The following is a 25486-nucleotide window of genomic DNA, read 5'->3' on the forward strand; positions in this document are numbered from 1 at the left end:
CTACTGAAGACGGGGGACGTCGAGCTGATACGTACCCGGCTCGAGACCAATGCTTTCAATGTTGTAGAAATCGCGAATACGCCCGACGATTGATTGCCTCAGAAGTTCAAAGGCTGTGATGTAGAGCGACGCCGAGATGAGCTTTTCTTGCATCACCGCTGGCGTCAGCAATTGTTCCCATTGCTCGTTAGCGGGCATAGGTCGTGAACTCCGTTAGGTCAGCGAGGCCGTTTTGATGGCATCAAGCTTGCCGACAAGGTCCTCGGCACGCAAGTGCATGACCGGCGGAGCATCTGCATCGACTTGTGCCCGCTGATCGAAGCCACTTCCTGATCGCTCAGCCCGCCTCGACCAGCCGGCTAACCACTTCGTGGCGGCGGTCGTGAAAGCGGAAGTCGATCAGGCCTGTCTGCTTTTTGATGGCGTGCCAGACCTTTGTGAATTGGTACGCTCGCCGTTTCCTGTCGCGGCCGGGTTCGCCGAAAAAGACGAGGTCGGTGTCAATAGGGCGAATCGGGTTCCCGACGCTGCGTGCTGGCTTTCTTGGCGGGGACGATCTCGCGTTCATAACGGTCTAGCGCATCAGCTACGGAGGTCTTTTCCGAGGGCGCGCGCTGGATGAACACGCCGCGCACCATCTCGTCCTCGGTCCGGCGGGCCCAATCCTCTGCGTCGCGCTTCGTGCGGAACGTCTTGGCGATTGTCAGCCAACCAACGCGCCGAATGGTCGCTTTCCAGGTGCCAGAGGGGGGTTTTGTCAGTGTTGCCAGGTGCTCCTTCCTCGAGGTCTGCACCGCGTATTGCACCGAATTTGCACCGCGAGGGGCCGGTAAAAGAAAAGGCTCGCGGATCACCCGTAGAGCCCTTATTGAAAAAGCCCTGTAAGTCAAAGACATACAGGGCTTTTGCATTTGGTGGCGAATCAGGGATTCGAACCCCGGACCTGCGAATTATGATTCCGCGGCTGAGCTTTCATAAAACGTGGCGCTCAACGGGTAGGTTAGTGGCATCAATTTCGTCGCCCAGTCGCAAAACTGTGGCGCCAGTCGCACTTACTCTGGCGCCCTACGGCTACAGACACCTCAAACGTCAATATTCCCAGCACGCAGCGCATTCGTCTCAATAAACGCGCGACGCGGTTCGACGTCGTCGCCCATCAGCGTCGTGAAGATGCCATCGGCAGCGATCGCGTCTTCGATCTGCACACGAAGCAGGCGACGGACCGTCGGATCCATCGTGGTTTCCCACAGCTGTTCCGCGTTCATTTCGCCCAGGCCCTTATAGCGTTGCTTCGAGACCTTGCTCTCGGCATCGGCCATCAGCCACTTCATCGCCGTCTTGAAGTTCGACACCGGTTGCGAACGCTCGCCGCGCTTGATCGTCGCGCCCGCGCCGATCAGTCCCTTGAACGTCTCGGCTGTCTTCTGCAGTTGCGCATAGTCCGCCGATTGCAGGAAGTTCTGGTCGATCACGCTGACCTTCACGTTGCCATGGTGACGACGCTCCACGCGCAGCGACACCAACGGGTCGGCATTCTCGACCTCTTCCATCACCGCCGTGATCGTGATCTCCGGTGCCAGCGGGTCGTCGCTCAGCGCTGCCTCCAAAGCCTCGGCCGTCTTCTTCGCCGATGCTTCGTCGTCCAGATTGATCTCGACACCTTCGGTCACCGCCGTCAGCACCGACGCTTCATACACGCGGCTCAGACGCTCGATCACACTGTCCGCCAGTTGATAGCTGCGCGTGAGTTCGCCCAGCGCATCGCCCGAAATCGGCGCGGCGCCCGTCGACGGCGTCAGCTCGGCATTGTTCATCGCCAGCTTCAGCATGTACTGCGACAGCTCGCCTTCGTCCTTGATGTAGCGCTCGTCCTTGTTGTGCTTGACCTTGTACAGCGGCGGCTGCGCGATATACACGTAACCACGCTCGATCAGCTCCGGCACCTGACGATAGAAGAACGTCAGCAGCAGCGTACGGATGTGTGCACCGTCCACGTCAGCATCGGTCATGATGATGATGCGGTGATAGCGCAGCTTGTCGATGTTGTAGTCGTCCTTGCCGATGCCGCAACCCAACGCGGTAATCAGCGTCACGATCTGCTCGCTCGAGATCAGCTTGTCGAAACGCGCCTTCTCGACGTTCAGCACCTTGCCACGCAACGGCAGAATCGCCTGGAACTTACGGTCGCGGCCCTGCTTCGCAGAACCACCTGCCGAGTCACCCTCGACCACGTAGATTTCGCACAGCGCCGGATCCTTCTCCTGGCAGTCCGCCAGCTTGCCCGGCAGGCCCACGCCGTCGAGCACGCCTTTACGGCGCGTCATTTCGCGTGCCTTGCGCGCTGCGTCGCGCGCGCGCGCCGCTTCCACGATCTTCGAGCAAATGATCTTTGCGTCGTTCGGCGTCTCTTGCAGGAAGTCTTCGAGCGCCTTCGCCACATACTCTTCCACGGGCGCACGCACTTCGGACGACACCAGCTTGTCCTTCGTCTGCGACGAGAACTTCGGCTCAGGTACCTTCACCGACAGCACGCAGGTCAGACCTTCGCGCATGTCGTCGCCCGTCGTCTCGACCTTGGCTTTCTTGGCCAGCTCGCTCTCGACGATGTACTTGTTGATCACGCGCGTCATCGCCGCGCGCAGACCCGTCAGGTGGGTACCACCGTCGCGCTGCGGAATGTTGTTCGTGAAGCACAGCACCGTTTCGTTGTAGCTGTCGTTCCACTGCATGGCGACTTCCACGCCAATACCATCACGCTCGCCCATCACGTGGAACACGGTCGGGTGAAGCACCGTCTTCGACTTGTTGATGTACTCGACGAAGCCCTTCACGCCGCCGCCAAATGCGAAATCGTCTTCCTTGCCCGTGCGCAGATCCGTCAGACGAATGCGAACGCCGTTGTTCAGGAAAGACAACTCGCGCATGCGCTTGGCGAGAATGTCGTAATGGAATTCGACGTTGCCGAAGATCGTCTCGTCGGCCAGGAAATGCACTTCGGTACCGCGCTTGTCCGTGTCGCCGAGTACCTTCAGCGGCGACGTCTCGACACCGTCCACGACGTCGATCTCACGGTTCTGCGGCACGCCACGGTGGAATTCCATGAAGTGCTTCTTGCCGTCGCGACGCACGGTGAGCTTCAGGTACGACGAGAGAGCGTTCACGCACGACACGCCCACGCCGTGCAGACCGCCCGACACCTTGTAGCTGTTCTGGTCGAACTTGCCGCCCGCGTGCAGTTCGGTCATCACGATTTCCGCCGCGCTGCGCTTCGGCTCGTGCTTGTCGTCGAACTTGATGCCCGTGGGAATGCCACGGCCGTTGTCGGTAACGGAAATCGAGTTGTCCGCGTGAATGGTCACGTGGATGTCATCGCAGTAACCGGCAAGCGCCTCGTCGATCGAGTTGTCCAGCACCTCGAACACCAGGTGATGCAGGCCCGTGCCGTCCGACGTGTCGCCAATGTACATGCCGGGACGCTTGCGCACAGCCTCCAGACCCTCAAGGATCTGGATGGAGGCTGCACCATAGCCGCTTTCGGCCTGCTTTTGCTGTTCGCTCATGACAATCTTCCGGTTACTGCGTCATTAACTGACGAATTACTGCTTCATGACCTGCCACCTCCTGGCGCTTTTGGCGCCCCGAAGGCGGCTTATCCCGCAAAAGGATAATTCTCTAGAAACGCCAAAGGGGCGCTCGGCCCCTTCGCGCATGTGATGGCGCGTATGGCGGAATTTCCGCTCAAATGCGCATCGGCATTACGACGTATTTGAATTCGTCGTTGTCCGGCAGGGTGATCAGCGCGCTCGAGTTCGCGTCGCCAAGGCTCACCTTCACCTGCTCGACCTTGAGGTTCGACAGCACATCGAGCAAATACGTGACGTTAAAGCCGATATCCACCGATTCGCCCGAATAATCGATCTCGATTTCTTCCTGCGCTTCTTCGTTTTCGGTGTTCCGCGCGCTGATCTTCAATTGGTTCGTCTCCATCAGGAAACGCACACCCTTGAACTTGTCCGACGTCACGATCGCCGCACGCTGCAACGAACGATGCAGCTCTTCACGGCTGATCACGAAGCTCTTGGTGTAACCCTTCGGAATCACACGGTTGAAGTCGGGGAACTTGCCCTCGACCAGCTTCGAGACAAGCTCGACGTTCGCGAAACGGAACTTGACCTGGTTCGGCGCCACGTCGATCTGCACCGGATCGTCGATGTCTTCAAGCAGACGCTGCAGCTCGAGGATCGTCTTGCGCGGAATGATCACTTCCTGACGCGCAAACTTCTCGCCCGCGATCGTGGTGTTGCAGTACGCCAGACGGTGACCGTCCGTTGCGACCGCTTCGATCTTCTCGCCCTCGACCACGAGCAACATGCCGTTCAGGTAGTAACGGATGTCCTGCTGCGCCATCGCGAAGTGCACCATCCCCAGCAACTGACGGAACGCGCGCTGCGGAAGCGCGAAGCTCGCGGCGTAGTCCTTGGCTTCCGCCACCGTCGGGAATTCCTCGGCGGCCAGCGTCTGCAAATGGAAACGGCTCTTGCCGGCCTCCACCGTCAGACGCTTGTCCGTGAGCGAGAGCGCCACTTCGGCGTCCGGCATGTTACGCAGAATGTCGAGCAACTTGCGAGCCGCCACGGTCGTCGCCACATCGTCGGCGCCGGCACCGCAGTCGGCGGTGGTCGTGATCTGCAACTCGAGGTCGGTCGACAGGAAGGAAATGTCCTGTCCGTGCTTGCGAATGAGCAAATTGGCCAGAATCGGCAACGTGTGGCGACGCTCGACGATGCCACTCACAATTTGCAGCGGCCGCAGCAGATTGTCTCGTTGAGTTTTGACCAATTGCATATTTATCCTTCGTAGTAACTGTTAACGGGCGCCAGTTTCTGCTGAAAACCCGAATATTCCCTTATCAATCAATTGCTTGCGGTAGGGATAACAGGGCGGAAAACGCTGTGGACGAGTCGGGGACGCATTGTGCGCCGACCCGCTATTGTGCCCGAAAACCCCCGTTTCCCCCAAACCGCACCCAGCTTATCCACAGGGACGCGGGCAACCCCGCCTCACGCTCCCGCGTCTGCGCAGGGTTACCCCTTGAGCGTCTGCTCGAGCACGTGCAACTCGTGATTGAGCTGCGCGTCCTTGCCTCGCTCTTCCGCAATCTTGCGTACCGCATGCAGCACCGTCGTGTGGTCGCGTCCACCGAACAGCTCGCCGATTTCGGGCAGGCTCTTCTGCGTCAGTTCCTTCGCCAGATACATCGCAATCTGACGCGGCCGTGCAATATTGGCAGGCCGCTTTTTCGAATACATGTCGGCGACCTTGATATTGTAAAAATCGGCGACCGTCTTCTGGATGTTCTCGACGGAAATCTGACGATTCTGAACCGTCAACAGATCTTTCAGCGCTTCCTTCGTCAACTCGATGGTGATCTCGCGGCCGTGGAACTTCGAATACGCGAGGATCTTGCGCAGGGCGCCTTCCAGCTCACGGACGTTCGAGCGCAAGTGCTTGCCGACGAAGAACGCCACGTCCTCCGACAGCCCCACGCCCTCGGCCTGCGCTTTCTTGATCAGGATCGCCACGCGCATTTCCAGCTCGGGCGGTTCGATGGCCACCGTCAGCCCGGAATCGAACCGCGAAATCAACCGGTCGTCGATACCGGTGATTTCCTTCGGGTACGTATCGCTCGTGATGATCACCTGCGCGCGATTCGCGATCAGCGCTTCGAACGCGTAGAAGAATTCTTCCTGCGTACGGCTCTTGCCCGAGAAGAACTGAATATCGTCGATCAGCAGCAGATCGAGCGAATGGTAATAACGCTTGAATTCGTCGAACGCCTTGCGCTGATAGGCCTTGACCACGTCGGAAACGTACTGCTCGGCGTGGATGTAGCGAATGCGCGGGTTCTGCTTCTCGGCCAGCAACTGGTTGCCGATGGCATGGATCAGGTGAGTCTTACCCAGACCGACGCCGCCGTACAGAAACAGCGGGTTATACGACGTGCCCGGGTTGTTCGCGACCTGGATGGCCGCCGCGCGCGCCAGCTGATTCGACTTGCCGGTCACGAAATTGTCAAAGGTCAGAACGGGGTTGAGCTTCGAGCGCTCGTAAATCGACTCGACTTCGCCCACCTGCGCAGGCTCCTGCGGCGTGACACGCCAATTGCGGCGCACTGCCTCGGCTTCGCTCGCCTCCAGATCGGGACGCTCACCGTCGAGGGCGGCAGCATCCGCCGCGTGGTTGCCGGCGACAGCGGCCTGCGCGGCAGCGGCGGCCGGATTCGGGCGCGCCACGCTGGCAGGCACCGGGGCAGGGGCCACGCTCGGTGCAGGCGCAGGCGCAGGGGCCGGCGTCGACGACGGTACGCGCAAACCGGCCTTCGGATCGAGGACGAACGTCACCTCGATCGGGGCATTCCAATAATCCGACGCCATGCTCTGGATCCGCCCGGAGAACTGGCTCCTCACCCAATCCAGCTTGAAGCGGTTGGGTGCGCCGATCTTGAGCGTGCGCGCCTGTTCGTCGAAGTCGAGCGGCGCCAGCGGTTTGATCCATGTGCGGAATTGCTGGGGCGTCAGCTCTTGTTCGAGACGTGTCGCGCAGTGTTGCCAGAAGTCGTTCATGCAGCGTGTATCCAGGTGGCGCGGGGCGAATCCGACAGCTTCGGTTGACGCGCTTGCCACCCACTATCCGTTACGTCAGAGATGGGGGCAAAACGTCAAAAACCAAGCCGGTCGCCCCGTCCCCAGCTAGTTCTGGACGGGCCAACCGGCCGGACACGAGTCGGACCTGCGGCGCAATGCAGATGTCCGGAAACGCGTGTCCACGGCGCTGCGCTCAGGCTTTGTCTCGCGCGTGCGGCCGGCTTCGGCGCGCGCAGACGACAAAACCCGGCGCGCTGTCCACATGGCGGCGTCACCGGTACTCTGCTGGGAAAAAAATTGATGGGGGATTTTAACGCCAAAGCGTCGGCAAAGCGAGTTATCCACAGGAATGCCCACAGCATCGGCATCTCCGGGCGGCCGCGCCGCGTTAACCCGCCTGACTTCGCGCGACCGGTGCGCAAATGCCCGGCAATTGCGTCAATTTGCCGCGAGGGCGTGGATATCCCTTCTCGACGGGGATTTATCCACTGGCAGAAAATGACGATTCGCCTGTTTTTTGCCATTATCCACAGCCACAAGCCCGTGCGATGGCGCATCCACGACAATGCCGGCACCGATAGTGCGCGAGTGCATCGCGCGTGATGGCTAACCTATTGACACACAACGGAAAAGCCGATTAAATAGCGGGTTCGTTAGAAAGATAACCGGATTCCTATCCAACTCCCGACGGCTGGGCCGCGCGTGAAAGTCCTTGAATTTGCAGGTTTTCACGGTGTCCATGTGGCGTTTCACGATGCTGCTGCGCGGGAATTTTTTCACACAGTGAGTGCATCATGAAACGTACTTTTCAGCCTTCCGTGACGCGCCGCAAGCGCACCCATGGCTTCCTGGTTCGCATGAAGACCCGTGGCGGCCGCAAGGTCATCGCCGCTCGTCGCGCCAAGGGCCGTAAGCGCCTGGCCGTTTAATCGCGGTTCTCGGTCGTACCGCGGTTTGCGCGTTAAATCCGCAAGGCGCGAAGTCCCGGCGCTGGGGTTCCCCAAAGCCGCGCGACTTCTCAAAACGGATGAGTTCTCATCCGTTTTTAGTTTGCGCCCCCTGCGTCGCAGCGCGCACTTCGTGTTGTACATGCGCCGGCGTGAGAACACGCCGGACGCCCCTGCCGATGTCGATGCCACGCCTCAAGAGGGCCGCATCGGCATTGTCGTCGGCAAGAAGCACGCACCCCGCGCGGTCACTCGCAATCTGATCAAACGTCAGGCACGCGAGATGTTCCGCCAGCGCCGCGCCGCTCTGGCCGGTTGGGATTTCGTGCTGCGACTGACCCGACGCTTCGACAAGGGAACGTACACGGCGGCGGCGGCACCAGTGCTCAACACACTGTGTCACGCGGAATTCACGCAGCTCTTCGAAGCTGCCGAGAAGGCCGCCCGCAAGCACCGCACGACCGGCGACAAGACGGAAGGTAGTTAGTCCTCACACGGTAGCGCCCGACCCCGGGCATGCGCCGCCCACCCGGCCACCTCGGCCGGACTGACAGGCGGAATCGAGATGCGAAGCGTGCTGTTGTTGCTCTTGCGCGGTTACAAGCTGGTGATCAGTCCCTGGCTGGGGAACCGTTGCCGCTTTCATCCGAGCTGCTCCGACTACGCACGCGAAGCCATCATCGAGCATGGTGCCGGTTACGGCACTTATCTCGCGGCCCGGCGTCTATGTCGCTGTCATCCGTTTCATCCCGGCGGTTTGGATCCCGTACCGCCGGCTCGACACGTCTGTAACGTTCCCGACACCTCCGCCCAAGGCGCCGACAAGGCCGCCGGAAGCGACACGTCGCGAGCCAAGCGGACGGTCACGACCGGGCCCGCGGCCGCATCGGCAGTAACGCGCCGCGCGCCGGGCCATTCCTGAGTTTCGTCCACCACGAGTTACCGCATGGACATCAAACGCACCGTACTCTGGGTCATTTTCGCGCTGTCTGTCGTGATGCTTTTCGACAACTGGCAACGCGCCAATGGCCATTCGTCGCTGTTCTTCCCGACAACCGAGGTCTCGACCCCGGCCGCCACGGGCACGAACCAGACGCCGGCAAACGACCTGCCGCAAGGCGCCAACGCGGGCACCGCTGCGGGTAACGCACCGGGCAACGCGCCGGCTGCCGCCACCGCACAGCAAGTGCGCATCACGACCGACGTCTACCTGGCTGACATCAGCACGCAGGGTGGCACGCTGTCGTTCCTCGCGCTCACGCAGTATCCCGACGCCGAAGAAGCCGGCAAGCACCTCGTGCTGTTCGACAACACGCCGAGCCATCAGTATTTCGCCCGCACGGGCCTGATCGGCGGCGAGTTCCCGAACCACAACGACATCTTCACGCTGGTGCCGGGTCCGACCACGATGACGGGCGACACGCTGACCGTGAAGTTCGAATCGCCGGTCCGCGGTGGCCTGAAGCTGGTGCGTGCCTACACGTTCCATCGCGGCAGCTACGTGATCGACGTGACGAACACCATCGTCAACACGACCGACGCCGCCATCAAGCCCACGCTGTACATGGAGCTGGTGCGTGACGGTCGTGAGATCAGCGGCGCGAAGTTCTCGCACACGTTCACCGGCCCGACGGTGTACAGCAGCGAAGACAAGTTCCAGAAGATCACCTTCAGCGACATCGACAAGGACAAGGCCAAGTACATCAAGCAGTCCTCCGACGGCTGGATCGGCATGGTGCAGCATTACTTCGCCACGGCCTGGATTCCGAAGGAAGGCGCCCAGCGCGACAACTACATCGGCAAGCTCGACAACGGCCTGTACCGCGTTGGCGTGAAGCAACAGCTCGAGAGCATTCCGGCGGGCGGCACCCTGGCGGTGGACGCACGCCTGTTCGCCGGTCCGCAGGAAGAGCACATGCTCGAGCAGATCGCGCCGGGCCTGGAGCTGACGAAGGACTACGGTTACTTCACGATCCTCGCCAAGCCGCTGTTCTGGTTGCTCTCGAAGCTGCATGGCCTGCTCGGCAACTGGGGCTGGGCGATCATCGCCGTGACCGTGATCATCAAGCTGATCTTCTTCCCGCTGTCGGCCGCAAGCTACAAGTCGATGGCGCGCATGAAGGAAATCACGCCGCGCATGCAGGCGCTTCGCGAACGCTACAAGAGCGATCCGCAGAAGATGAACGCCGCGCTCATGGAGCTGTACAAGACCGAGAAGGTCAACCCGTTCGGCGGCTGTATCCCGATCGTGATCCAGATTCCGGTGTTCATCGCGCTGTACTGGGTGCTGCTGTCGTCGGTGGAAATGCGCGGCGCGCCGTGGCTGGGCTGGATTCAGGATCTGTCGGCACCGGACCCGTACTACATCCTGCCGGTGCTGATGGCCGTGTCGATGTTCATCCAGACCAAGCTGAACCCGACGCCGCCGGATCCGATGCAGGCCAAGATGATGATGTTCATGCCGCTGATTTTCTCGGTCATGTTCCTCTTCCTGCCGTCGGGCCTGGTGCTGTACTACGTGGTCAACAACACGTTGTCGATCGCGCAGCAATGGTCGATCAACCGGATGCTCGGTAACAAGAAGGACAAGAAGGCGACTTCCTGACGCATTGCGTCCAGAACGTCCGATAGCGTCTGACACTGCCGCCCGCGAGTCTCTCGCGGGCGGTTTTGTTTGGTGCGTGTCAAAATAACCCACTGTTTTTCAACGAATCGTTCCATGAGCGCCACCGTCTCCACTGTCCCGATCGCCGCCATTGCCACCGCCCCCGGACGCGGCGGCATCGGGGTGGTGCGCGTGTCCTTCGGCAAGCATCGCGGCGACGCCGTGCAGCGTGTCATCGCGCGTCTCGTCGGACAGCCGCTCAAGCCGCGTCACGCGTCGTACCTGCCGTTTCTCGACGGCTCGGGCGAGGCGCTCGACCGCGGCATCGCGCTGTACTTCCCGGGCCCGAATTCGTACACCGGCGAAGACGTACTCGAACTGCAAGGTCACGGCGGCCCGATCGTGCTGCAACTGCTCCTGCAACGCTGCATCGACGAGGGCGCCGAACTGGGCGTGCGTCTGGCCGAGCCGGGCGAATTCACGCATCGCGCCTTCCTGAACGACAAGCTCGACCTCGCACAAGCCGAGGCGGTCGCCGATCTGATCGAGGCGAGCACGGAAGCGGCCGCACGCTCGGCCAGCCGCTCGCTGGACGGCGCATTCTCGCGCGAGATTCATTCGCTGGTGGATCTGGTGATCCATCTGCGCATGCTGGTCGAAGCAACGCTCGACTTCCCGGAAGAGGAGATCGATTTCCTCGAGGCGGCCGACGCCTTCGGTCAGCTCGAACGCATTCGCGCGCAACTGGCGCAGGTGCTGACGCAGGCGCGCCAGGGCGCGTTGCTGCGCGAGGGTATCAACGTAGTGCTGGCGGGCCAGCCGAACGTGGGCAAGTCGTCGCTGCTCAACGCGCTGGCGGGTGCCGAGCTGGCCATCGTCACCCCGATCGCCGGCACCACGCGCGACAAGGTGCAGCAGACGATCCAGATCGACGGCATTCCGCTGCACATCATCGACACGGCGGGGTTGCGCGAGACGGAAGACGAAGTCGAGCGCATCGGTATTGCGCGCAGCTGGAGCGAGATTGCGAAGGCCGACGCCGTGCTGCATCTGCTCGACACCCGTACCGGCATGACGCCGGAAGACGAAGACATCGCCAAGCAGTTGCCGAAGCACGTGCCGATCGTGCGCGTGTACAACAAGACGGATCTGGCGAGCGAACCGGCGACGGTACTGCCCAAGGAAGGCGCGGCGCCGATGGGCGTGCGCTTGTCGGCCAAAGGCGGGCAGGGGATCGACCTGCTTCGCGCCGAATTACTGAAGATTGCGGGATGGCAGGCAGGCAACGAAGGCGTGTTTCTCGCACGCGAACGCCATCTGTCGGCGCTACGTGCGGCGCGCGATCACATCGAGATGGCCGACGCCCACGCGCGTCGCAATGCGAGCGCGCTCGACCTCTTTGCCGAAGAGCTTCGCCTCGCGCAGGAGCAGCTCAGCACGATCACCGGCGAATTCACGTCGGACGATCTGCTCGGCGTGATTTTCAGCCGGTTCTGCATCGGGAAGTGACCGGCGCCCCGACTGCAACAACGTTTGACGCGTCATCCAGCCAGACCCGCTGGACTGGACAGACCCTTTTTATTACCTTGAATGAACTGCGAAGCGACGCCACGATCGATGCCATGCACATGCGCGGCATCGCTGAACGCCGTCGTTCGGGAGGAGCATCATGATTGACGGATTGATAGGCGGTAAATTGTTCGGCAACGCCAACCAGCGCACCGGGCAGAATGGAAGCACGTTCGTGACGGCCAAGGTTCGCGCGGCAGGCGGCGACGGCGAGACGATCTTCGTGAACGTGATCGCCTTCGGGCAGACGGAAGGCGATGCGCTGCTGGCGCTCGATGACGGCGACAGCGTGACGTTGTCCGGCTCGCTCACCCCCAAGGTCTGGACGGATCGCAACGGCGATGTCCGCCCCGCGCTCGACATGGTCGCGAGCCACGTGATGACGGCATACCAGGTCGAGCGCAAGCGCGCGGCAACCAAAGGCGATGGCGGGAGAAACGCAACGTCGTCACCGGATTCCCCGGCCTCCGATCTTGATGACGGGAACATCCCGCGCTGATTCGCGGTGCACGCCGCCGTACACGCTTGCGTAAAAAACGTAATGCTTTGAAACACATCTAACAGCCCGCGTAATTGCCCGCGACGGGCGGCGGGCCTAGACTCGGGAGCATCAACTCCTGTGCGGCGTAGTGTCACGTTTGGGTCGTGTTTTCCCGATTCGCGGCGCGTACGCACGAGGCGGAATCCACCGCGTCCGGAGTTCGTTCTTCGAGGCCTGTGTCGTGAAACGTCTTCCTGTTGTTCTCGGCCTTGTTGCCGTGGCCGCCGCCGCCATGAGCGGCAGTGCCTTCGCCTGGCGCGGCGGTGTGGGTGTCTGGGTCGGCCCCGGCTACTACCCCTATCCCTACAGCTACCCGTACTATCCGCCCCCGGCGTATTACGCACCGCCCGTGGTCGTCGTGCCGAGTCAGCCGCAGCAGTATGTCGAGCAGCCGCAGCCCGGCGTGCAGGGCAACCAACCCGGCACCAACAGCGACACCTGGTACTACTGTGACAAGGCCGGGGCCTATTACCCCTACGTGAAAACGTGTCCGTCCGGATGGCGCGAAGTGCCCGCGCAACCCGCTTCGAACTGATCGGGAGACGCGACATGCCATTGGAATTCCGCCTCGGTCAGACGCTCATCAACGCCCGCGCCCGACGCCTCGCCGCCCCCCTCGCCTTGGCCCTTGCCGCAGCCGCGCTGGCGGGCTGCGCGGTAGTGCCCGCCGGCCCGAACGTGATGGCGCTGCCCGGTACCAACAAAACATTCGATCAGTTCCGGCAGGACGACTACAACTGCCGCCAATTCGCCCTGGGCCAGAATGGCGGCATGGACACGGCGTCTGCGGCCAACACCACCGCCATCGGCAGCGCCGTGGTCGGCACCGCGCTCGGCGCAGCCGCCGGTGCGGCATTCGGTGGCGGCTCGGGCGCCGCGATCGGTGCCGGGGCGGGCCTGCTCGCAGGCAGCGCCGTGGGCGTGAGCAACGCACAGTCGTCTGCATACGTGACACAAAGCCGCTATGATCAGGCCTACGTTCAGTGCATGTATGCGACCGGCAATCGCGTGCCCGTGCGCGGCGACATGGTGTCGTCGCAGCCGCCGGTGCAACGCTATGCGCCACCGCCGCCTCCGCCTCCGGGCTGGAAGCCGCCACCCGGCAGCTACTGATTCCACATAAGACGCCACGCCGGCAGCACCCCTGACGGCGAAATGGCGTCGCTTCGCCCGAGACATTTCATGGCCCATCCTTCGACCGAACGCACCGCAACACTCCCGTCTTCGCTGCACAAATGGCTGTGGGCGATGCTGCCCGCCGCCGCCATCACCGTCGTGACATCGCTCGTGCTCGCGCCGCATGCGCACGCGCAAAACACCCCGGCGCCGACGAATGCCGGCGGTGGTGCGGGCGCGGCGGCAGGTAGCGGATCGGCGGGTTCGGCGCCCGCGTTCAATCCGAGCGCCGACATTTCGCGCGCCGTCTCGCGCGACAGTACCGACGCGGCGATCCAGAGCAACTGGAACAGCATCATGCGCCCGCCCGTGCAGGCCAAGCCCGAAGACAAGCCGGCCGAAACGCCGCGACGCGCACGCCGCGGCATCACGCCTGGCGTCTCGACGAACTGATACCGCCGCATCGACGTCGATGCCGGAGCGCTGAGCGACTGGCATTCGCGCAACCGCGCGCCTACTATGAGAATCATCAGCAGGTTCCAACCTTCGGTGTTCTCATGCGACTCTTCCTTGCCCTGTGGCCGGGGCCGGTCGTCCGCGCGCAGCTCCACGAATGGGCCGTGTCGGCGCATTCCGAATGCGGCGGACGCGTGCTGCGCGCCCAAACCCTGCATCTGACCCTCGCCTTCCTCGATGAAGTCGATCCCGCTCGTCTGCCTGTCCTGCTCGCGCTCATGCAGCGCACGCCGCTCGCCCCCCTCACGTTCTCGTTCGACCATCTCGGTTACTGGTCGGATCGCAAGATCGTCTGGGCTGGCGCGCCGTCGGTACCCGAAAGCCTCGTCGTCACACGCGATACGCTGCTCTCGCAGTGGCGCGCTACCGGCGCCCGCGTGATCACACAGTCGTTTCGCCCGCACGTCACGCTCTTGCGTCACGCACGACGCGCACCGTCCGATCCGTATCCGCGACCGCTCCACTGGCATTGCGATGGCTACGTGCTGGTGCATTCGGTGCGCACGCCGCGCGGGCCGCACTACCGCGTGCTGGCCGAGCATCGCGGCAACGCGCCCGATGGCTTTTTCACCGCACCGGCCGAGAAATCGGCAACCCCCGCTACGCAATACGGTATAGTCGGATGACGATGTGCGGGCCAGGCGCCACGCGCATCGGTTTTTTGTCATTCGCGGGAGGTTCAAGTGCAAATCGGTTCGATCGTCAAATCCAATCACATCGCAGTGCCGCAAGGCGCCCTGGGGATCGTGACCCGTGTGCTCGGCGATATGGCGATGGTGCGCTGGTATTCCGGCCAACCCGGGGCATCGAAGGAACTCAACACCGAACCGTTCTTTATCGTCGACCTGATCGAAACGGGCGATGTCATGCCCATCAGCGCGAGTCCTATCCTTCACTGAACATCGCGCGGCGCCGCTGGGCGCCCGGATAGCAGAACGCCGGCCCATCGCAAGACGGGCCGGCGTTCTGCATTTGGAGTCCGGGGAAAGGTGTCAGACGTGTCCCGTTCGCTGGCGCATCACCGCATCGAGTCGCGCCGCCATGCGCTCGCGTCGCCGCCGCGACGTGCGATAGAGCAGCACGCCCATGGCCAGCAAGACCACGCATGCAATCGCGAACACGCCGTACGGCAGCGTGTCGCCGTGCAGACGCATGCTGACCTGCGCACGCGTTTCGGCCGTACAGATGATCGTGCCCGCGCGCATGCCCGTGTAGTGCATGCCGCACACGGCTACGGCCATGACCAGCGCCGCCAGCGCCCGCTGCAGGGTCGTCTCGAGATGAAACGCCAGCCAAAGTGCCACGCTCGCCGCAACGATCGCGATGAGGACCGACAACGCAATGATCGTCGTGTCCCATTCGAAGTACGCTTGCGTGCGCACTGCGCTCATGCCGAGGTAATGCATGCCCGCGACACCCAGCCCGCCCGCCACCCCCGCAATGACACACTGCATGGCGCTGCGAAACGGGGTGCGGGCGACATACCAGAGCGCCGCCCCGGACACGACTACGGCAAGCACCAGACTGCCGAGCGTCGGCCATAAGGAATACGACACGGGGAACGGCATGCGCTGCGCGGCCATGCCGATGAAGTGCATGCCCCAGATGCCGATACCGCCCAGGGCGAGCGCCGCCACGAAGAGGTAACCGAGGCTGATGCGTCCGTCGTCGTCGCGAATGCGAGACGCGGCCACCAACGCGACATAGGCTCCCAGCGCCGATATCACGAACGAAAGCAGAACAAGGAACTCACTGTACTGAAGGGGAACGACGCTACCTGGCTGCATGGGCTTATCCTGTGATTTTGCTTTCGCCGGAGCACCGGAGCGCACGGACGAGCGTTTCTTATTTGCGCCTTCACGACGACACCCAAAGAGGAGAGCGACGTGGCATCGAGCACGTCGGGCGTCAGCGCGATTCAATCCCGGTGGTCTATCGGCGTCAAGGGGAAAAAACGTCTTTGGTTCGCGAGTCAAAGTGAATTTGCCGCACGGGATTTCCATCCCGGGAGGCAGTTTCGACGCAAACCCTTATACAGCGCGCAAACGGCGCGTTACGTGGGGTGACGGACGAGCGCTCAAGGCGTTGCTGCACCGATTAGAGCGCAGGTTCCAAACCTGCGTCGCACATCATCGCCGTTCTGCGGCACCATCCGGGGAAGACAAGAACCGGGCACGTCGAGGCCTGGCCGTCATTTCAGGGAGAGACGTCACATGGCAGATGCTGCCGCCGCGAATGCCAACGCCGCCCCGCAAGGGGCACCGCTCACCGGCGGGCGACTTGCGATTCTCACGATCGGTCTCGCGCTGGGCACCTTCATGGAAGTGCTCGACACGTCCATCGCGAACGTCGCCGTTCCCACCATCGCGGGGAGCGTCGGCGTCTCGAACAGTCAGGGCACGTGGGTCATCAGTTCGTACGCGGTGGCGGCGGCCATCGCCGTACCGCTGACCGGATGGCTCGCGCGTCGCGTGGGCGAGGCGAAGCTGTTCGTGATGTCGGTCGCGGCCTTCACGGTGGCGTCGATGCTCTGCGGCCTGGCGCCCAACATGGAGTCGCTGGTGCTGTTCCGGTTGCTGCAGGGCCTCGTCTCCGGCCCGATGGTGCCGCTCTCCCAAACCATTCTGCTGCGCAGCTTCCCGGAGAAGAAACGCGGTCTAGCGCTCGGCCTGTGGGCGATGACCGTGATCGTCGCGCCCATATTCGGCCCCGTGGTCGGCGGATGGATCACCGATAACTACACCTGGCCGTGGATCTTCTACATCAACGTGCCGGTCGGGATCTTCTCCGCCGTCTCGTGCTTCATTCTGCTGCGCGGGCATGAGACGAAGACACAGAAACTGCCCATCGATCTGATCGGTCTGGCGCTGCTTGCCATTGGCGTAGGTTCGCTGCAAATGATGCTCGACCTCGGCAAGGACCGCGACTGGTTCAACAACAGCCTCATCATCACGCTCGCGCTCACGGCGGCGATCTGCCTGTCCTTCCTGATCGTCTGGGAGTTGACGTCCGACAAACCGATCGTCGACCTCACCCTCTTCAAGGATCGCAACTTCGCGCTGGGCGTGGTGGTGATTTCGTTTGGCTTCATGACGTTCTTTGCCTCGGTGGTGATCTTCCCCCTGTGGCTGCAAACGGTCATGGACTACACGGCCGGCAAGGCAGGGCTGGCGACGGCGCCTGTCGGGCTGCTCGCGCTGGTGCTCTCGCCCATCATCGGCCAGAACATGGACCGGCTGAACCTGCGGGCGGTGGCGTCGTTCGCGTTCATCGTGTTCGCCGGGGTGTCGTTCTGGAACTCCCACTTCGCGCTGAATCTGTCGTTCGCGAAGGTGATCGAGCCGCGACTGGTGCAGGGCATCGGCATTGCCTGCTTCTTCGTCCCGGTGACGACGATCACGCTCTCGAGTATTTCCGACGACCGGCTCGCGGCGGCGTCCGGGCTCTCGAACTTCTTCCGCACGCTCTCGGGCGCCATCGGTACGGCCGTGAGCACGACCCTGTGGGAAGACCGCGCGATCTACCACCACGCTCGACTCGCCGAACAGGTCACGCCGTTTTCGGACGCCACCACGAGCTATCTCGACCAGTTGCGTCAGGGGCTGGGGCTCACGAACGGGGCCGACGTCGGCATGCTCAACGATCTCGTCACGCGCCAGTCGTTCATGCTGGCGACGAACGACATCTTCCATCTGTCCGGCTATGTCTTTTTGGCGATGGCGGTCGTGGTCTGGCTGACCAAGCCGAAGCGAGGCACCAAGGCGGCCGTGGGCCACTGACGCCTGCCGCCGACGACCGCTGGCGATGGCGATGGCCATGACATTGGCCCGAGTCGACCGGGCCAATCGTTCCAGAAAAGCAACAGTACGTTTCGGCTTTTCGGCTTCTGGCTGTCACGGCTCGGCGCTACCATGCGGTATCGCGCACATTTGCAACAGGTACCGGTATGTTGTTCGATCTGATCGCCCGTTACGGCCTCTGGCTCGTCTTTCTGAACATCTTCGGACAGGCGCTGGGGTTGCCACTGCCGGCGTATCCCACACTCATTGTCACGGCCTCGACGTCGCTCTTTCCGGCGGCGCTGATCGTCGCGCTCGCCGTCTTTGCGGCCCTGCTGGGCGACGCCCTCTGGTTCCTAGCCGGTCGCCGCTACGGCCATCACATCCTGCGTCTCATGTGCCGCCTGTCGATGTCGCCCGACACCTGCGTGAGCCGTACCGAGGGCGCGATGGGACGCCACGGCGTGCGCGTGCTCATGTTCGCCCGCTTCGTGCCGGGCCTCTCGGCGCTGTCGGTACCGATGGCCGGTGCGCTCGGCGTGTCGTGGCGCACGTTCCTGCTGTACGACGCCATTGGCGCGACGCTCTGGTCGGGCGTGGCCGTGGCCCTCGGCGTGGTCTTCGCCTCGCACATCGTGGCCGTGCTCGACGCCTTCGACACCCTCGGACGCGGCGTGCTGTGGCTGGTCGTGCTGATCTTCGCGCTGTATCTGCTCAATCGGTGGCTCAACCGCTATCGGCTGCTGCGCTCGCTGCGCATGGCGCGCATCGGCGTGAAGACGCTCGAAGGGTGGATGAAGGACGAAGTCACGCCCGTGGTGATCGACGTGCGCTCGGCGGCACGGCGAGCCATCGATCCGTTCACCATTCCCGGCGCGATGGCGATCGAACCGGACGAAATCGCGGAGAAGCTGCGCGATATTCCGCGCGATCGGCGGATCGTGGTGTTCTGCGCCTGTCCGAACGAAGTGACGGCCGCTCGTCTGGCGCAGCAACTGCGTCAGCAGGGGTTTGCGGAAGTGCGTCCGCTGCTCGGCGGCCTCGATGCATGGCGCGACGCCGGGTACACCGTCGAGAAGCTGGACGGCATGGAGATGCTGGTTCCGGCGCACTGAAAGTTTTCTGCAATCGCATTCGATTGCGCACAACAGAATGACGCGCGCTTTTCCGAGAGGAAGCGCGCGTTTTCTTTTTCAGACGTCGTTCAGGGTGTCACGCAGCTGAAGCAGCAGGTTACGCAAGGTCTTTTGTGCGGTATCGGATTGCCCCGTGGCCGCTTGCACTTGCGCAGGCACCTGACGCGCCTCACGACGCAGGGTCACGCCTCTCGGCGTGAGATCGATGAAGACCTGACGCTCATCTGCCTCGCCCCGCCGACGCGTCAAAAGCCCCATGGATTCCAGTCTTTTCAACAACGGGGTGAGCGTGCCGGAATCGAGCCCGAGACGCGCACCCAATTGATTGACGGCAATATCGTCCTGCTCCCAGAGCACGACCATCGCGAGGTATTGCGAGTAGGTCAGACCAAGCTTGTCGAGCATCGGCTTGTGCGCTTTGGTCATGGCAAGCGACGCCGAGTACAACGCGAACCCCAACTGCTCTTCCAGACGCACAGGGGATTTTTGTGCGGCTTTTTTACTGACTGCCATTCCGGTATTGCGGCTCAATTCCAATTCGATTGCGCGCCATTCTATTTCACCGCGTGCAATGTGACCAGTCGTGTGGGGCGTCTTTCGACACGGAGTGGACATCGCGTGCATGGTCCGTGGAAGCGCTCGAGAAAGCCACCGCGAACGGAAGCGCGAAGGTGCGTAGCCCTGGCAAAAAGGCTTTGGCGAGCGGCCAGGAACGGGGAGGGAGAGTGTGGGCGGCAGTGGTCGCCGGCGCGCCCGGAACCGTTGAAAAAAGGCCGCTGATGCGGGATTCACGCCGCTCGAAAGTGTCCAGATTTACCGTTATCTGAGTAACGTTCAGAAAATCCGTCTTGGTCATGCAAGTCTGGTGGCGTCGCGGAAATGACGCGCGCCGCGGCCCCTGCCAAGACGTTCCGGCGAAGGGATCGATCCTGTGCAAGTGGCTTGGCCAAGACTGGATCACTTCCGTTCGAAAGACTTCAAAAAAACGCTTATCTGAGCAATCCTCATTTTTTGTGAGACATCGCGGTGTCGAAGGCGTCACCCTGAGCGTTGGTTGCACAAAGGATCGACACAGGCGCCAAAGGATCGATTCGATCGATCCAACCGGAAGATCGCGATTCGGTGGAGGCACGGCAAGCAAGCCCCCGGGAAAGTGCTACCGCATACGAGCGCCGAACAAGAAAATGCGGCAAAAAATGCGTTACCTGAGCATTACTCAGTTATTGGGCGAATTCCGCAGCGCAAATCGGGTTCCCGGCCGCACGCTTTCAAAAAAAGGCGTCGATCGATACCATGAGACCCAATTCCGATCACGATCGTCCTTTATCCGTGTCAGCAGTGTCCGCCTGGGCCAAGTTGCCCGTCGTTGTGTGGGTGCGTCGTCAGTTCGCACCGAACACCCTGCAAATCACGCTGCTGCTTGCCGGCATCGTCGGGCTGCTGGGTGCCCTGGCCACCGTGGCGTTCCGTGAAGCACTCTCCGGACTCCAGTTCCTGCTCGCCGGTCATCGCAGCGGCATGGTCGAGATGGCGCAGAACCTCAACTGGTGGCAACGGCTGCTGTTGCCGACCGCTGGCGGCCTGGTCGCCGGGCTGATCCTCCAGTACGCCACGCTATGGGTGCCGAAGAAGGGCTCAGACGATTACATGGAGGCCATCGCGATCGGTACGGGCGTGCTGAGCCTGCGTCAGACGCTCGTCAAAAGTCTCTCGTCGCTGTGCTCGGTGGCGTCGGGCGCGTCGATCGGCCGGGAAGGGCCGATGGTGCAGTTGGCCGCCATGTTCGCTTCGCTCGTCGGTCGCATCCTCGCGTTTCCGCCCGAACGGCTGCGCCTGCTCGTGGCCTGCGGCGCGACCGCCGGTATTACATCCGCCTATAACGCGCCCATTGCCGGCGCCCTGTTCATCTCCGAAATCGTCTACGGCTCCATTTCGACGGCCACGCTCGGGCCGCTGGTCGTGGCCTCGGTCATCGCGAACATCGTCATCCGCCAGTTCCTCGGTTACGAAGCGGTCTACCAGATGCCGCGCTTCGACTTCGTCTCGGGATGGGAAGTGTTCTTCTACGTCGGCCTCGGCGTGCTCGCCGGGGTGCTCGCGCCGCTGTTTCTTCGCCTGCTCGATACCTCGAAGCAGCGCTTCAGTGCGCTGCCGGTGCCGCTGTTCATGCGTCTGGCGCTCGGCGGGCTGGTCGTGGGTGTGCTCTCGCTGAAAGTGCCTCAGGTCTGGGGCAACGGTTACAGCGTCGTGAATTCGATTCTGCATACCCATTGGGCGTGGGAAGCACTGGCGATGGTGCTCGTCTTCAAGGTGCTCGCCACGGCGTCGTCTGCCGGTTCGGGGGCTGTGGGCGGGGTGTTCACGCCAACGCTTTTCGTGGGCGCAGCGCTGGGCAGCCTGTACGGCCTCGCCATGAACGCGCTCGCACCGGCCACGGCGTCGGTGGCCAGCAGCTACGCGGTGGTCGGCATGGGGGCGTTCCTGGCGGCCACGACTTACGCACCGCTGATGTCGATTCTGATGATCTTCGAGATGACGCTGAGTTATCAGGTCGTGCTCCCGCTGATGCTGGCGTGCGTGACGGCCTATCTCACGGCGCATACGCTGCGTTCGGACTCCGTGTACGCCAAGTCGCTGCGCCGCAATCAGGTGGCCGGACGCTGGCTGTCGATGACGGGCGATGCCAGCGAGATGCGTCTGGCGTCCCTCGCAGTGGACAACGACGCCGTGGTGAGCGCCGCCGACACCCCGGAACGCGTTGGCGAGCGCTTTATCGCGTCGGGCTACCGCAATCTAGTCGTTCGGGCGGAAGACGGACAGCTCGTGGGCACGCTCGATGCCGCCAGTTGGTGGCGCCGGCAGGCCACGGGCGAGCCCGAGCGGTGGACGGATGTCATCACGCCGTGCAAGGCGCTCGACGGCAGCATGCCGCTCGTCAGTGCGTTGCGATCCGTGGGCAAGATGCATGCGGATTGGGTCCCGGTTGCCGACGGGGAGGGCAAGTGGATTGGCGTCGTGTCCTTGCCCGGACTCATCGAGATCGTGACGGAAGAGCGGGGTGGCGAATGAACCGTCGCCCGGGCGCCAGCCCCATCCGCTCCATCCGCCCCGCCGAACCGGCGACTGCCGACGACGGTACCCCTTACTCCACGGTCTTCGACGACGTCTATCACACCACCGACGGCGCCCTCGGTCAGGCACGGCACGTCTTTCTCGGTGGCAACGATCTGCCGGAACGCTGGCGCGGCCGGGAGCAATTCGTCATCGTCGAAACCGGCTTCGGCCTCGGGCTGAATTTCCTCGCGACGTGGGCGGCCTGGCGAGACGATCCGCAACGGCCTGCGCGACTGCACTTCGTGTCGGTCGAGAAGTTTCCCTTTCGCGCACAGGACCTGCGCCGCATGCTCGAGCCGATGCTGGTACTGCCCGGCATGGCCGAGCTGGCCCCGCTGGTGCAGCGGCTTTGCGACGCGTGGCCGTCTCCCTTGGCCGGGTGGCACCGTCTCGAACTCGCACCGGGCGTGGTGCTCAGCGTGGGCTTCGGAGACTTCTTCGACCTGATGCCGACGTTGCGCGCGGGCGCGGACGCGTTCTATCTGGACGGCTTTGCCCCGGCCAAGAACCCCGACATGTGGTCGGCCAACGTCTTCAAGGCCCTCGGCCGCCTGGCACGCGAGGGCGCGACGCTCGCGACCTATACCGCTGCCGGAGAAGTGCGGCGCGACCTGATGGCTGCCGGATTCGAGATGACACAGCGCCCCGGCTACGGACACCAGCGCGACATGCTCGCCGGGCGGTACGCACCGCCTTACCGGATGCGTCGATACGACCCGCCCGACGCTCCCGCGCCTCGGGCGCGTGAAGCCATCGTGGTCGGTGCCGGGATGGCGGGGGCGGCGATGGTGCGTCGCCTCGTTGCGCGCGGCTGGCGGGTGAGGCTCTTCGAGCGGGCACAAGCGCCGGGCGCTGCCGCCTCGGGCAATCCCGCGGGCGTCTTTCATCCGCAACTCTCGGCCGACGACAACCTACTGTCGCGACTCTCCCGGGCAGGCTTTCTGTACGCGCTCTCGCAATGGCGAACCCTGCCGGGCGGATTGCCCGGGCGCGCCGACGGCCTGCTCCAGGTGGCCATGAACGACACCGAAGCGCGCGCCATGCAGCAGCTCGTGGCCGCCCATGAGTACCCGGACACGTATGCGAAGTGGGTCGATGCCGAACAGGCGTCGACGCTCGCCGGGGAAGCATTGGCCCACGGCGGCGTCTGGTATCCGGAGGGTGGCTCGCTGGCGCCCGCGATGCTGTGCCGCGCCGAACTGGTCGCGGCCGGGCCATCGCTCGACGCACGCTACGGCGTGACCGTGGCGCGCCTCGAGCACACCGCCGGCCGATGGGCCGCCCTCGACGAGACCGGGCATGTGCTGGCCGAGGCGGACGTGGCCATCGTGACGGCCGCCGACGTCTCCCAGCAGCTTCTCACGCCGTACCTCGCCCCGGAGTACCTGCCGGTCAAACGGGTGCGCGGACAATTGACGTTCCTGCCGCCCGACACACTGCCCGGTCTGCGCGTGCCCGTCTGTGGCGATGGCTATGTCGCGCCGTCGCCGCTCGGTGGCACTGGGCCGATTACCGGCGCCACGTACGGCTTTGACGACCCTGCCGAGGCCGTCCGTGTGGGCGACCATCAGGCGAATCTGCGACGTCTCGCGTCGCTGCTGCCTGCGCATGCGGAGGCCTTCGGCGACTCGGGACTGGCAAGCGCGTCGGCCGCCGCCGAACTGGGCGGGCGCACGGCGTTCCGGGCACTCGCCACGGATCGGCTGCCAATGGCGGGGCAGTTGCCCGATGTCACGGCCATCGAGTCGCAACGCAAGCGACTGGCAGGCGGGCATCTGCGGGATCTGCCGCGCCTGGACGGCCTGTATGCGAGCTTTGCTTTCGGGTCACGTGGACTGGTCTTTGCGTCGCTATGCGCGGAGCTGGTCGCCAGCCAGATCGAGGGCGAACCGTGGCCGCTGGGCAGCGACCTGGCCGACGCCATCGACCCCGCACGTTATCTGATGCAATCGCTACGCAAAGTCTAGAAATTCGAATCTGACCCTATAGGGGTGCAAGCCCCGCCCCCTGCGGGGGCGTCGCACCTTCGGTGCCGCCCCCGTACTGCCTCGCCTGTCCCTGCATCCACGGACATCGACCCGTCAGACATCGCAGCCTGCAGGCAGGGGCTGCCGTCTGTCGTGCCTGCTCCCCAAGTCTGCGCCCCGCCGCCAGTCTGCCGACCGTTTGAAGGCGGCCGAAACCGAGTGTGGCAAAATGAACCCAACCCTTCGGGTTCGTCGCGCATTTGTCCTTATCTGCAACCCCGCGCGCGGCTTTCTTTCCTTTTCACCACTTGATGCGCCGTCAAGCGGCGCAAAGCGAGCATTAATGACGTCGGAACTGTCCCTTTTCCCGGGCTGGCCGCCGGCGCCTGATCCCGTTTTCTTCGCAGGTCTTGCATTGGTATTTGCCGGACTCGCGGGGGAAATCTGTTTCCGGAGATTGCGCCTGCCGCGCATCACCGGTTACGCCGTGGTCGGGCTGGTCGGTGGCACCCTGGGTCTTTCATCGATGCTGGACGCGCAAACGAGCGCGGCCATCCGGCTACTGATCGACCTGGCGCTCGGCCTGCTGCTGTTCGAGCTGGGCAGCCGCCTGAACCTGAAATGGATGCGGGCGAATCCCTGGATCATCGTCACCAGCGCGCTCGAGGCTTTGCTCACGTTCATTGCGGTCTACGCGGTACTGCGGGTGTTCAACATCACGCCACTCACGGCCGTATTGATTGCGTCGATCAGCATGGCAACGTCGCCTGCCGTGGTCATCCAGTTGAAGAACGAACTGCGGGCCGAGGGTCAGGTGACGGAGCGTTTGCTGGCGCTGGCGGCACTGAACAGCGTGTATGCCGTGGTGGCCGTGAAGCTGGTCTACGGCTGGATGCACCAGGCCTATCACTCGAGTGTCTGGGTCGTGCTGTTTCACCCGCTGTATCTGCTCATCGGCTCGATCGTGCTGGCGTTCGTGCTGGCCAAGGCCTGCAATCTTGTCTTCCGCAAGTTCGGCAGCCAGGACCACCACGCTTTCGTCATGCTCATCGGCCTGATCATGCTGATGGTCGCGCTCGTGCATATGCTGAAACTGCCGAATTCGCTCACGTTGCTGCTCGCCGGGATCATCTTCCGGAATCTGGACGAGCGTCCGCAACTCTGGCCGGCGTACTTCGGCACGGCCGGCTGGTTGCTGGCGGTGGTGTTGTTCGTGCTGACGTCGCTGGCGTTCCAGTGGCAGTACCTCGTGCTCGGCGGACTGGCGGCGCTGGCAATCATCGTGGTGCGGGGCATTGCCAAGGTAGTCGGCACGGTGGCCGTGGCGCATCAGGCAGGTATCAGTTACAAGCAGGCCGTCGCGCTCGGGTTGTCGCTCTGCCCGATGGCCAGTCTCGCATTCGTACTCGTGGCCGACACGTACGACATCTACCCGCAGTTCGATCCCATGCTCAAGGCCGTGGTGATGTGCACCATCGCCGTGCTGCAACTGCTGGGACCGCTGGTGGTCTATTGGGCATTGGCCCTTGTCGGTGAACGGAAGGATTAAGCC

23 protein-coding genes and 1 pseudogene are annotated in these 25486 nt (G+C 63.1%); 17 read left to right on the forward strand and 7 right to left on the reverse strand.

The window, feature by feature from the left end:
• From ABWO90_RS12925 to dnaA, 5 genes and pseudogenes are all read right to left on the reverse strand, one after another.
• On the reverse strand, positions 1 to 198 hold the full coding sequence (locus tag ABWO90_RS12925) for a hypothetical protein (protein WP_353191639.1): 198 nt from the start codon (positions 196 to 198) through the stop codon (positions 1 to 3).
• 15 nt (positions 199 to 213) lie between these two features.
• A pseudogene (locus tag ABWO90_RS12930) lies at positions 214 to 770 on the reverse strand (tyrosine-type recombinase/integrase).
• Positions 771 to 1082: 312 nt separating this feature from the next.
• A complete protein-coding gene (gene gyrB / locus ABWO90_RS12935) occupies positions 1083 to 3560 on the reverse strand; it encodes a DNA topoisomerase (ATP-hydrolyzing) subunit B (protein ID WP_353191640.1) in 2478 nt (825 codons plus the stop codon).
• 178 nt (positions 3561 to 3738) lie between these two features.
• On the reverse strand, positions 3739 to 4845 hold the full coding sequence (dnaN, locus tag ABWO90_RS12940) for a DNA polymerase III subunit beta (protein WP_353191641.1): 1107 nt from the start codon (positions 4843 to 4845) through the stop codon (positions 3739 to 3741).
• Between the two features lie 239 nt (positions 4846 to 5084).
• Positions 5085 to 6623 (reverse strand): chromosomal replication initiator protein DnaA, encoded by a 1539-nt coding sequence (dnaA, locus tag ABWO90_RS12945; RefSeq protein WP_353191642.1) that lies wholly within the window; start codon positions 6621 to 6623, stop codon positions 5085 to 5087.
• Positions 6624 to 6944: 321 nt separating this feature from the next.
• Here dnaA and ABWO90_RS12950 point away from each other — a divergent pair, with 321 nt between their 5' ends.
• The 12 genes from ABWO90_RS12950 (at position 6945) to ABWO90_RS13005 (ending at position 14837) form a co-directional block, all read left to right on the forward strand.
• Positions 6945 to 7247 (forward strand): hypothetical protein, encoded by a 303-nt coding sequence (locus ABWO90_RS12950; RefSeq protein ID WP_353191643.1) that lies wholly within the window; start codon positions 6945 to 6947, stop codon positions 7245 to 7247.
• 191 nt (positions 7248 to 7438) lie between these two features.
• Positions 7439 to 7573: a 50S ribosomal protein L34 gene (rpmH, locus tag ABWO90_RS12955; RefSeq protein ID WP_010806664.1), complete on the forward strand. Its 135-nt coding sequence runs from the start codon at positions 7439 to 7441 to the stop codon at positions 7571 to 7573.
• Between the two features lie 61 nt (positions 7574 to 7634).
• Complete coding sequence (rnpA, locus tag ABWO90_RS12960) at positions 7635 to 8078, forward strand: ribonuclease P protein component (protein ID WP_353191703.1); 444 nt, start codon at positions 7635 to 7637, stop codon at positions 8076 to 8078.
• Between the two features lie 78 nt (positions 8079 to 8156).
• Positions 8157 to 8513, forward strand: a complete 357-nt coding sequence (gene yidD, locus ABWO90_RS12965) for a membrane protein insertion efficiency factor YidD (protein ID WP_353191644.1) — start codon at positions 8157 to 8159, stop codon at positions 8511 to 8513.
• 24 nt (positions 8514 to 8537) lie between these two features.
• Positions 8538 to 10196, forward strand: coding sequence for a membrane protein insertase YidC (gene yidC, locus ABWO90_RS12970; RefSeq protein ID WP_353191645.1), 1659 nt, complete (start codon positions 8538 to 8540; stop codon positions 10194 to 10196).
• Between the two features lie 114 nt (positions 10197 to 10310).
• Positions 10311 to 11705 (forward strand): tRNA uridine-5-carboxymethylaminomethyl(34) synthesis GTPase MnmE, encoded by a 1395-nt coding sequence (mnmE, locus tag ABWO90_RS12975; RefSeq protein ID WP_353191646.1) that lies wholly within the window; start codon positions 10311 to 10313, stop codon positions 11703 to 11705.
• Positions 11706 to 11865: 160 nt separating this feature from the next.
• Positions 11866 to 12264 (forward strand): single-stranded DNA-binding protein, encoded by a 399-nt coding sequence (locus ABWO90_RS12980; RefSeq protein ID WP_353191647.1) that lies wholly within the window; start codon positions 11866 to 11868, stop codon positions 12262 to 12264.
• 223 nt (positions 12265 to 12487) lie between these two features.
• On the forward strand, positions 12488 to 12841 hold the full coding sequence (locus ABWO90_RS12985) for a hypothetical protein (protein WP_502922602.1): 354 nt from the start codon (positions 12488 to 12490) through the stop codon (positions 12839 to 12841).
• Positions 12842 to 12855: 14 nt separating this feature from the next.
• Entirely contained in the window at positions 12856 to 13419 is a 564-nt protein-coding gene (locus ABWO90_RS12990; RefSeq protein ID WP_353191648.1) for a YMGG-like glycine zipper-containing protein, read from the forward strand.
• A gap of 69 nt (positions 13420 to 13488) precedes the next feature.
• On the forward strand, positions 13489 to 13875 hold the full coding sequence (locus ABWO90_RS12995; RefSeq protein WP_353191649.1) for a hypothetical protein: 387 nt from the start codon (positions 13489 to 13491) through the stop codon (positions 13873 to 13875).
• Between the two features lie 104 nt (positions 13876 to 13979).
• Complete coding sequence (gene thpR, locus ABWO90_RS13000) at positions 13980 to 14564, forward strand: RNA 2',3'-cyclic phosphodiesterase (protein WP_353191650.1); 585 nt, start codon at positions 13980 to 13982, stop codon at positions 14562 to 14564.
• A 57-nt stretch (positions 14565 to 14621) separates the two neighbouring features.
• Positions 14622 to 14837 carry a hypothetical protein gene (locus tag ABWO90_RS13005; RefSeq protein ID WP_353191651.1) on the forward strand — a complete coding sequence of 72 codons (216 nt, stop codon included), beginning with the start codon at positions 14622 to 14624 and terminating at the stop codon, positions 14835 to 14837.
• Between the two features lie 93 nt (positions 14838 to 14930).
• Here the strand turns inward: ABWO90_RS13005 and ABWO90_RS13010 are convergent, their stop codons facing one another.
• Positions 14931 to 15725, reverse strand: a complete 795-nt coding sequence (locus tag ABWO90_RS13010; RefSeq protein ID WP_353191652.1) for an MHYT domain-containing protein — start codon at positions 15723 to 15725, stop codon at positions 14931 to 14933.
• A 426-nt stretch (positions 15726 to 16151) separates the two neighbouring features.
• Here ABWO90_RS13010 and ABWO90_RS13015 point away from each other — a divergent pair, with 426 nt between their 5' ends.
• Together ABWO90_RS13015 and ABWO90_RS13020 are read left to right on the forward strand one after the other, a co-directional pair.
• Positions 16152 to 17717: a DHA2 family efflux MFS transporter permease subunit gene (locus ABWO90_RS13015; protein WP_353191653.1), complete on the forward strand. Its 1566-nt coding sequence runs from the start codon at positions 16152 to 16154 to the stop codon at positions 17715 to 17717.
• A 167-nt stretch (positions 17718 to 17884) separates the two neighbouring features.
• Positions 17885 to 18832: a DedA family protein/thiosulfate sulfurtransferase GlpE gene (locus tag ABWO90_RS13020; protein ID WP_353191654.1), complete on the forward strand. Its 948-nt coding sequence runs from the start codon at positions 17885 to 17887 to the stop codon at positions 18830 to 18832.
• A gap of 78 nt (positions 18833 to 18910) precedes the next feature.
• Here the strand turns inward: ABWO90_RS13020 and ABWO90_RS13025 are convergent, their stop codons facing one another.
• Positions 18911 to 19366, reverse strand: coding sequence for a MarR family winged helix-turn-helix transcriptional regulator (locus ABWO90_RS13025; protein WP_353191655.1), 456 nt, complete (start codon positions 19364 to 19366; stop codon positions 18911 to 18913).
• 855 nt (positions 19367 to 20221) lie between these two features.
• Here ABWO90_RS13025 and ABWO90_RS13030 point away from each other — a divergent pair.
• From ABWO90_RS13030 to ABWO90_RS13040, 3 genes are all read left to right on the forward strand, one after another.
• Complete coding sequence (locus tag ABWO90_RS13030; RefSeq protein WP_353191705.1) at positions 20222 to 21922, forward strand: ClcB-like voltage-gated chloride channel protein; 1701 nt, start codon at positions 20222 to 20224, stop codon at positions 21920 to 21922.
• Positions 21919 to 23934 carry a bifunctional tRNA (5-methylaminomethyl-2-thiouridine)(34)-methyltransferase MnmC2/FAD-dependent 5-carboxymethylaminomethyl-2-thiouridine(34) oxidoreductase MnmC1 gene (mnmC, locus tag ABWO90_RS13035; protein ID WP_353191656.1) on the forward strand — a complete coding sequence of 672 codons (2016 nt, stop codon included), beginning with the start codon at positions 21919 to 21921 and terminating at the stop codon, positions 23932 to 23934. The genes ABWO90_RS13030 and mnmC overlap by 4 nt, the downstream gene beginning before the upstream one ends.
• 343 nt (positions 23935 to 24277) lie before the next feature.
• A complete protein-coding gene (locus tag ABWO90_RS13040; protein WP_353191657.1) occupies positions 24278 to 25483 on the forward strand; it encodes a cation:proton antiporter in 1206 nt (401 codons plus the stop codon).
• Positions 25484 to 25486 lie beyond the last annotated feature (3 nt).

The organism is Pandoraea pnomenusa, assembly GCF_040391475.1.
GTDB classification, from domain to species: domain Bacteria; phylum Pseudomonadota; class Gammaproteobacteria; order Burkholderiales; family Burkholderiaceae; genus Pandoraea; species Pandoraea pnomenusa_C.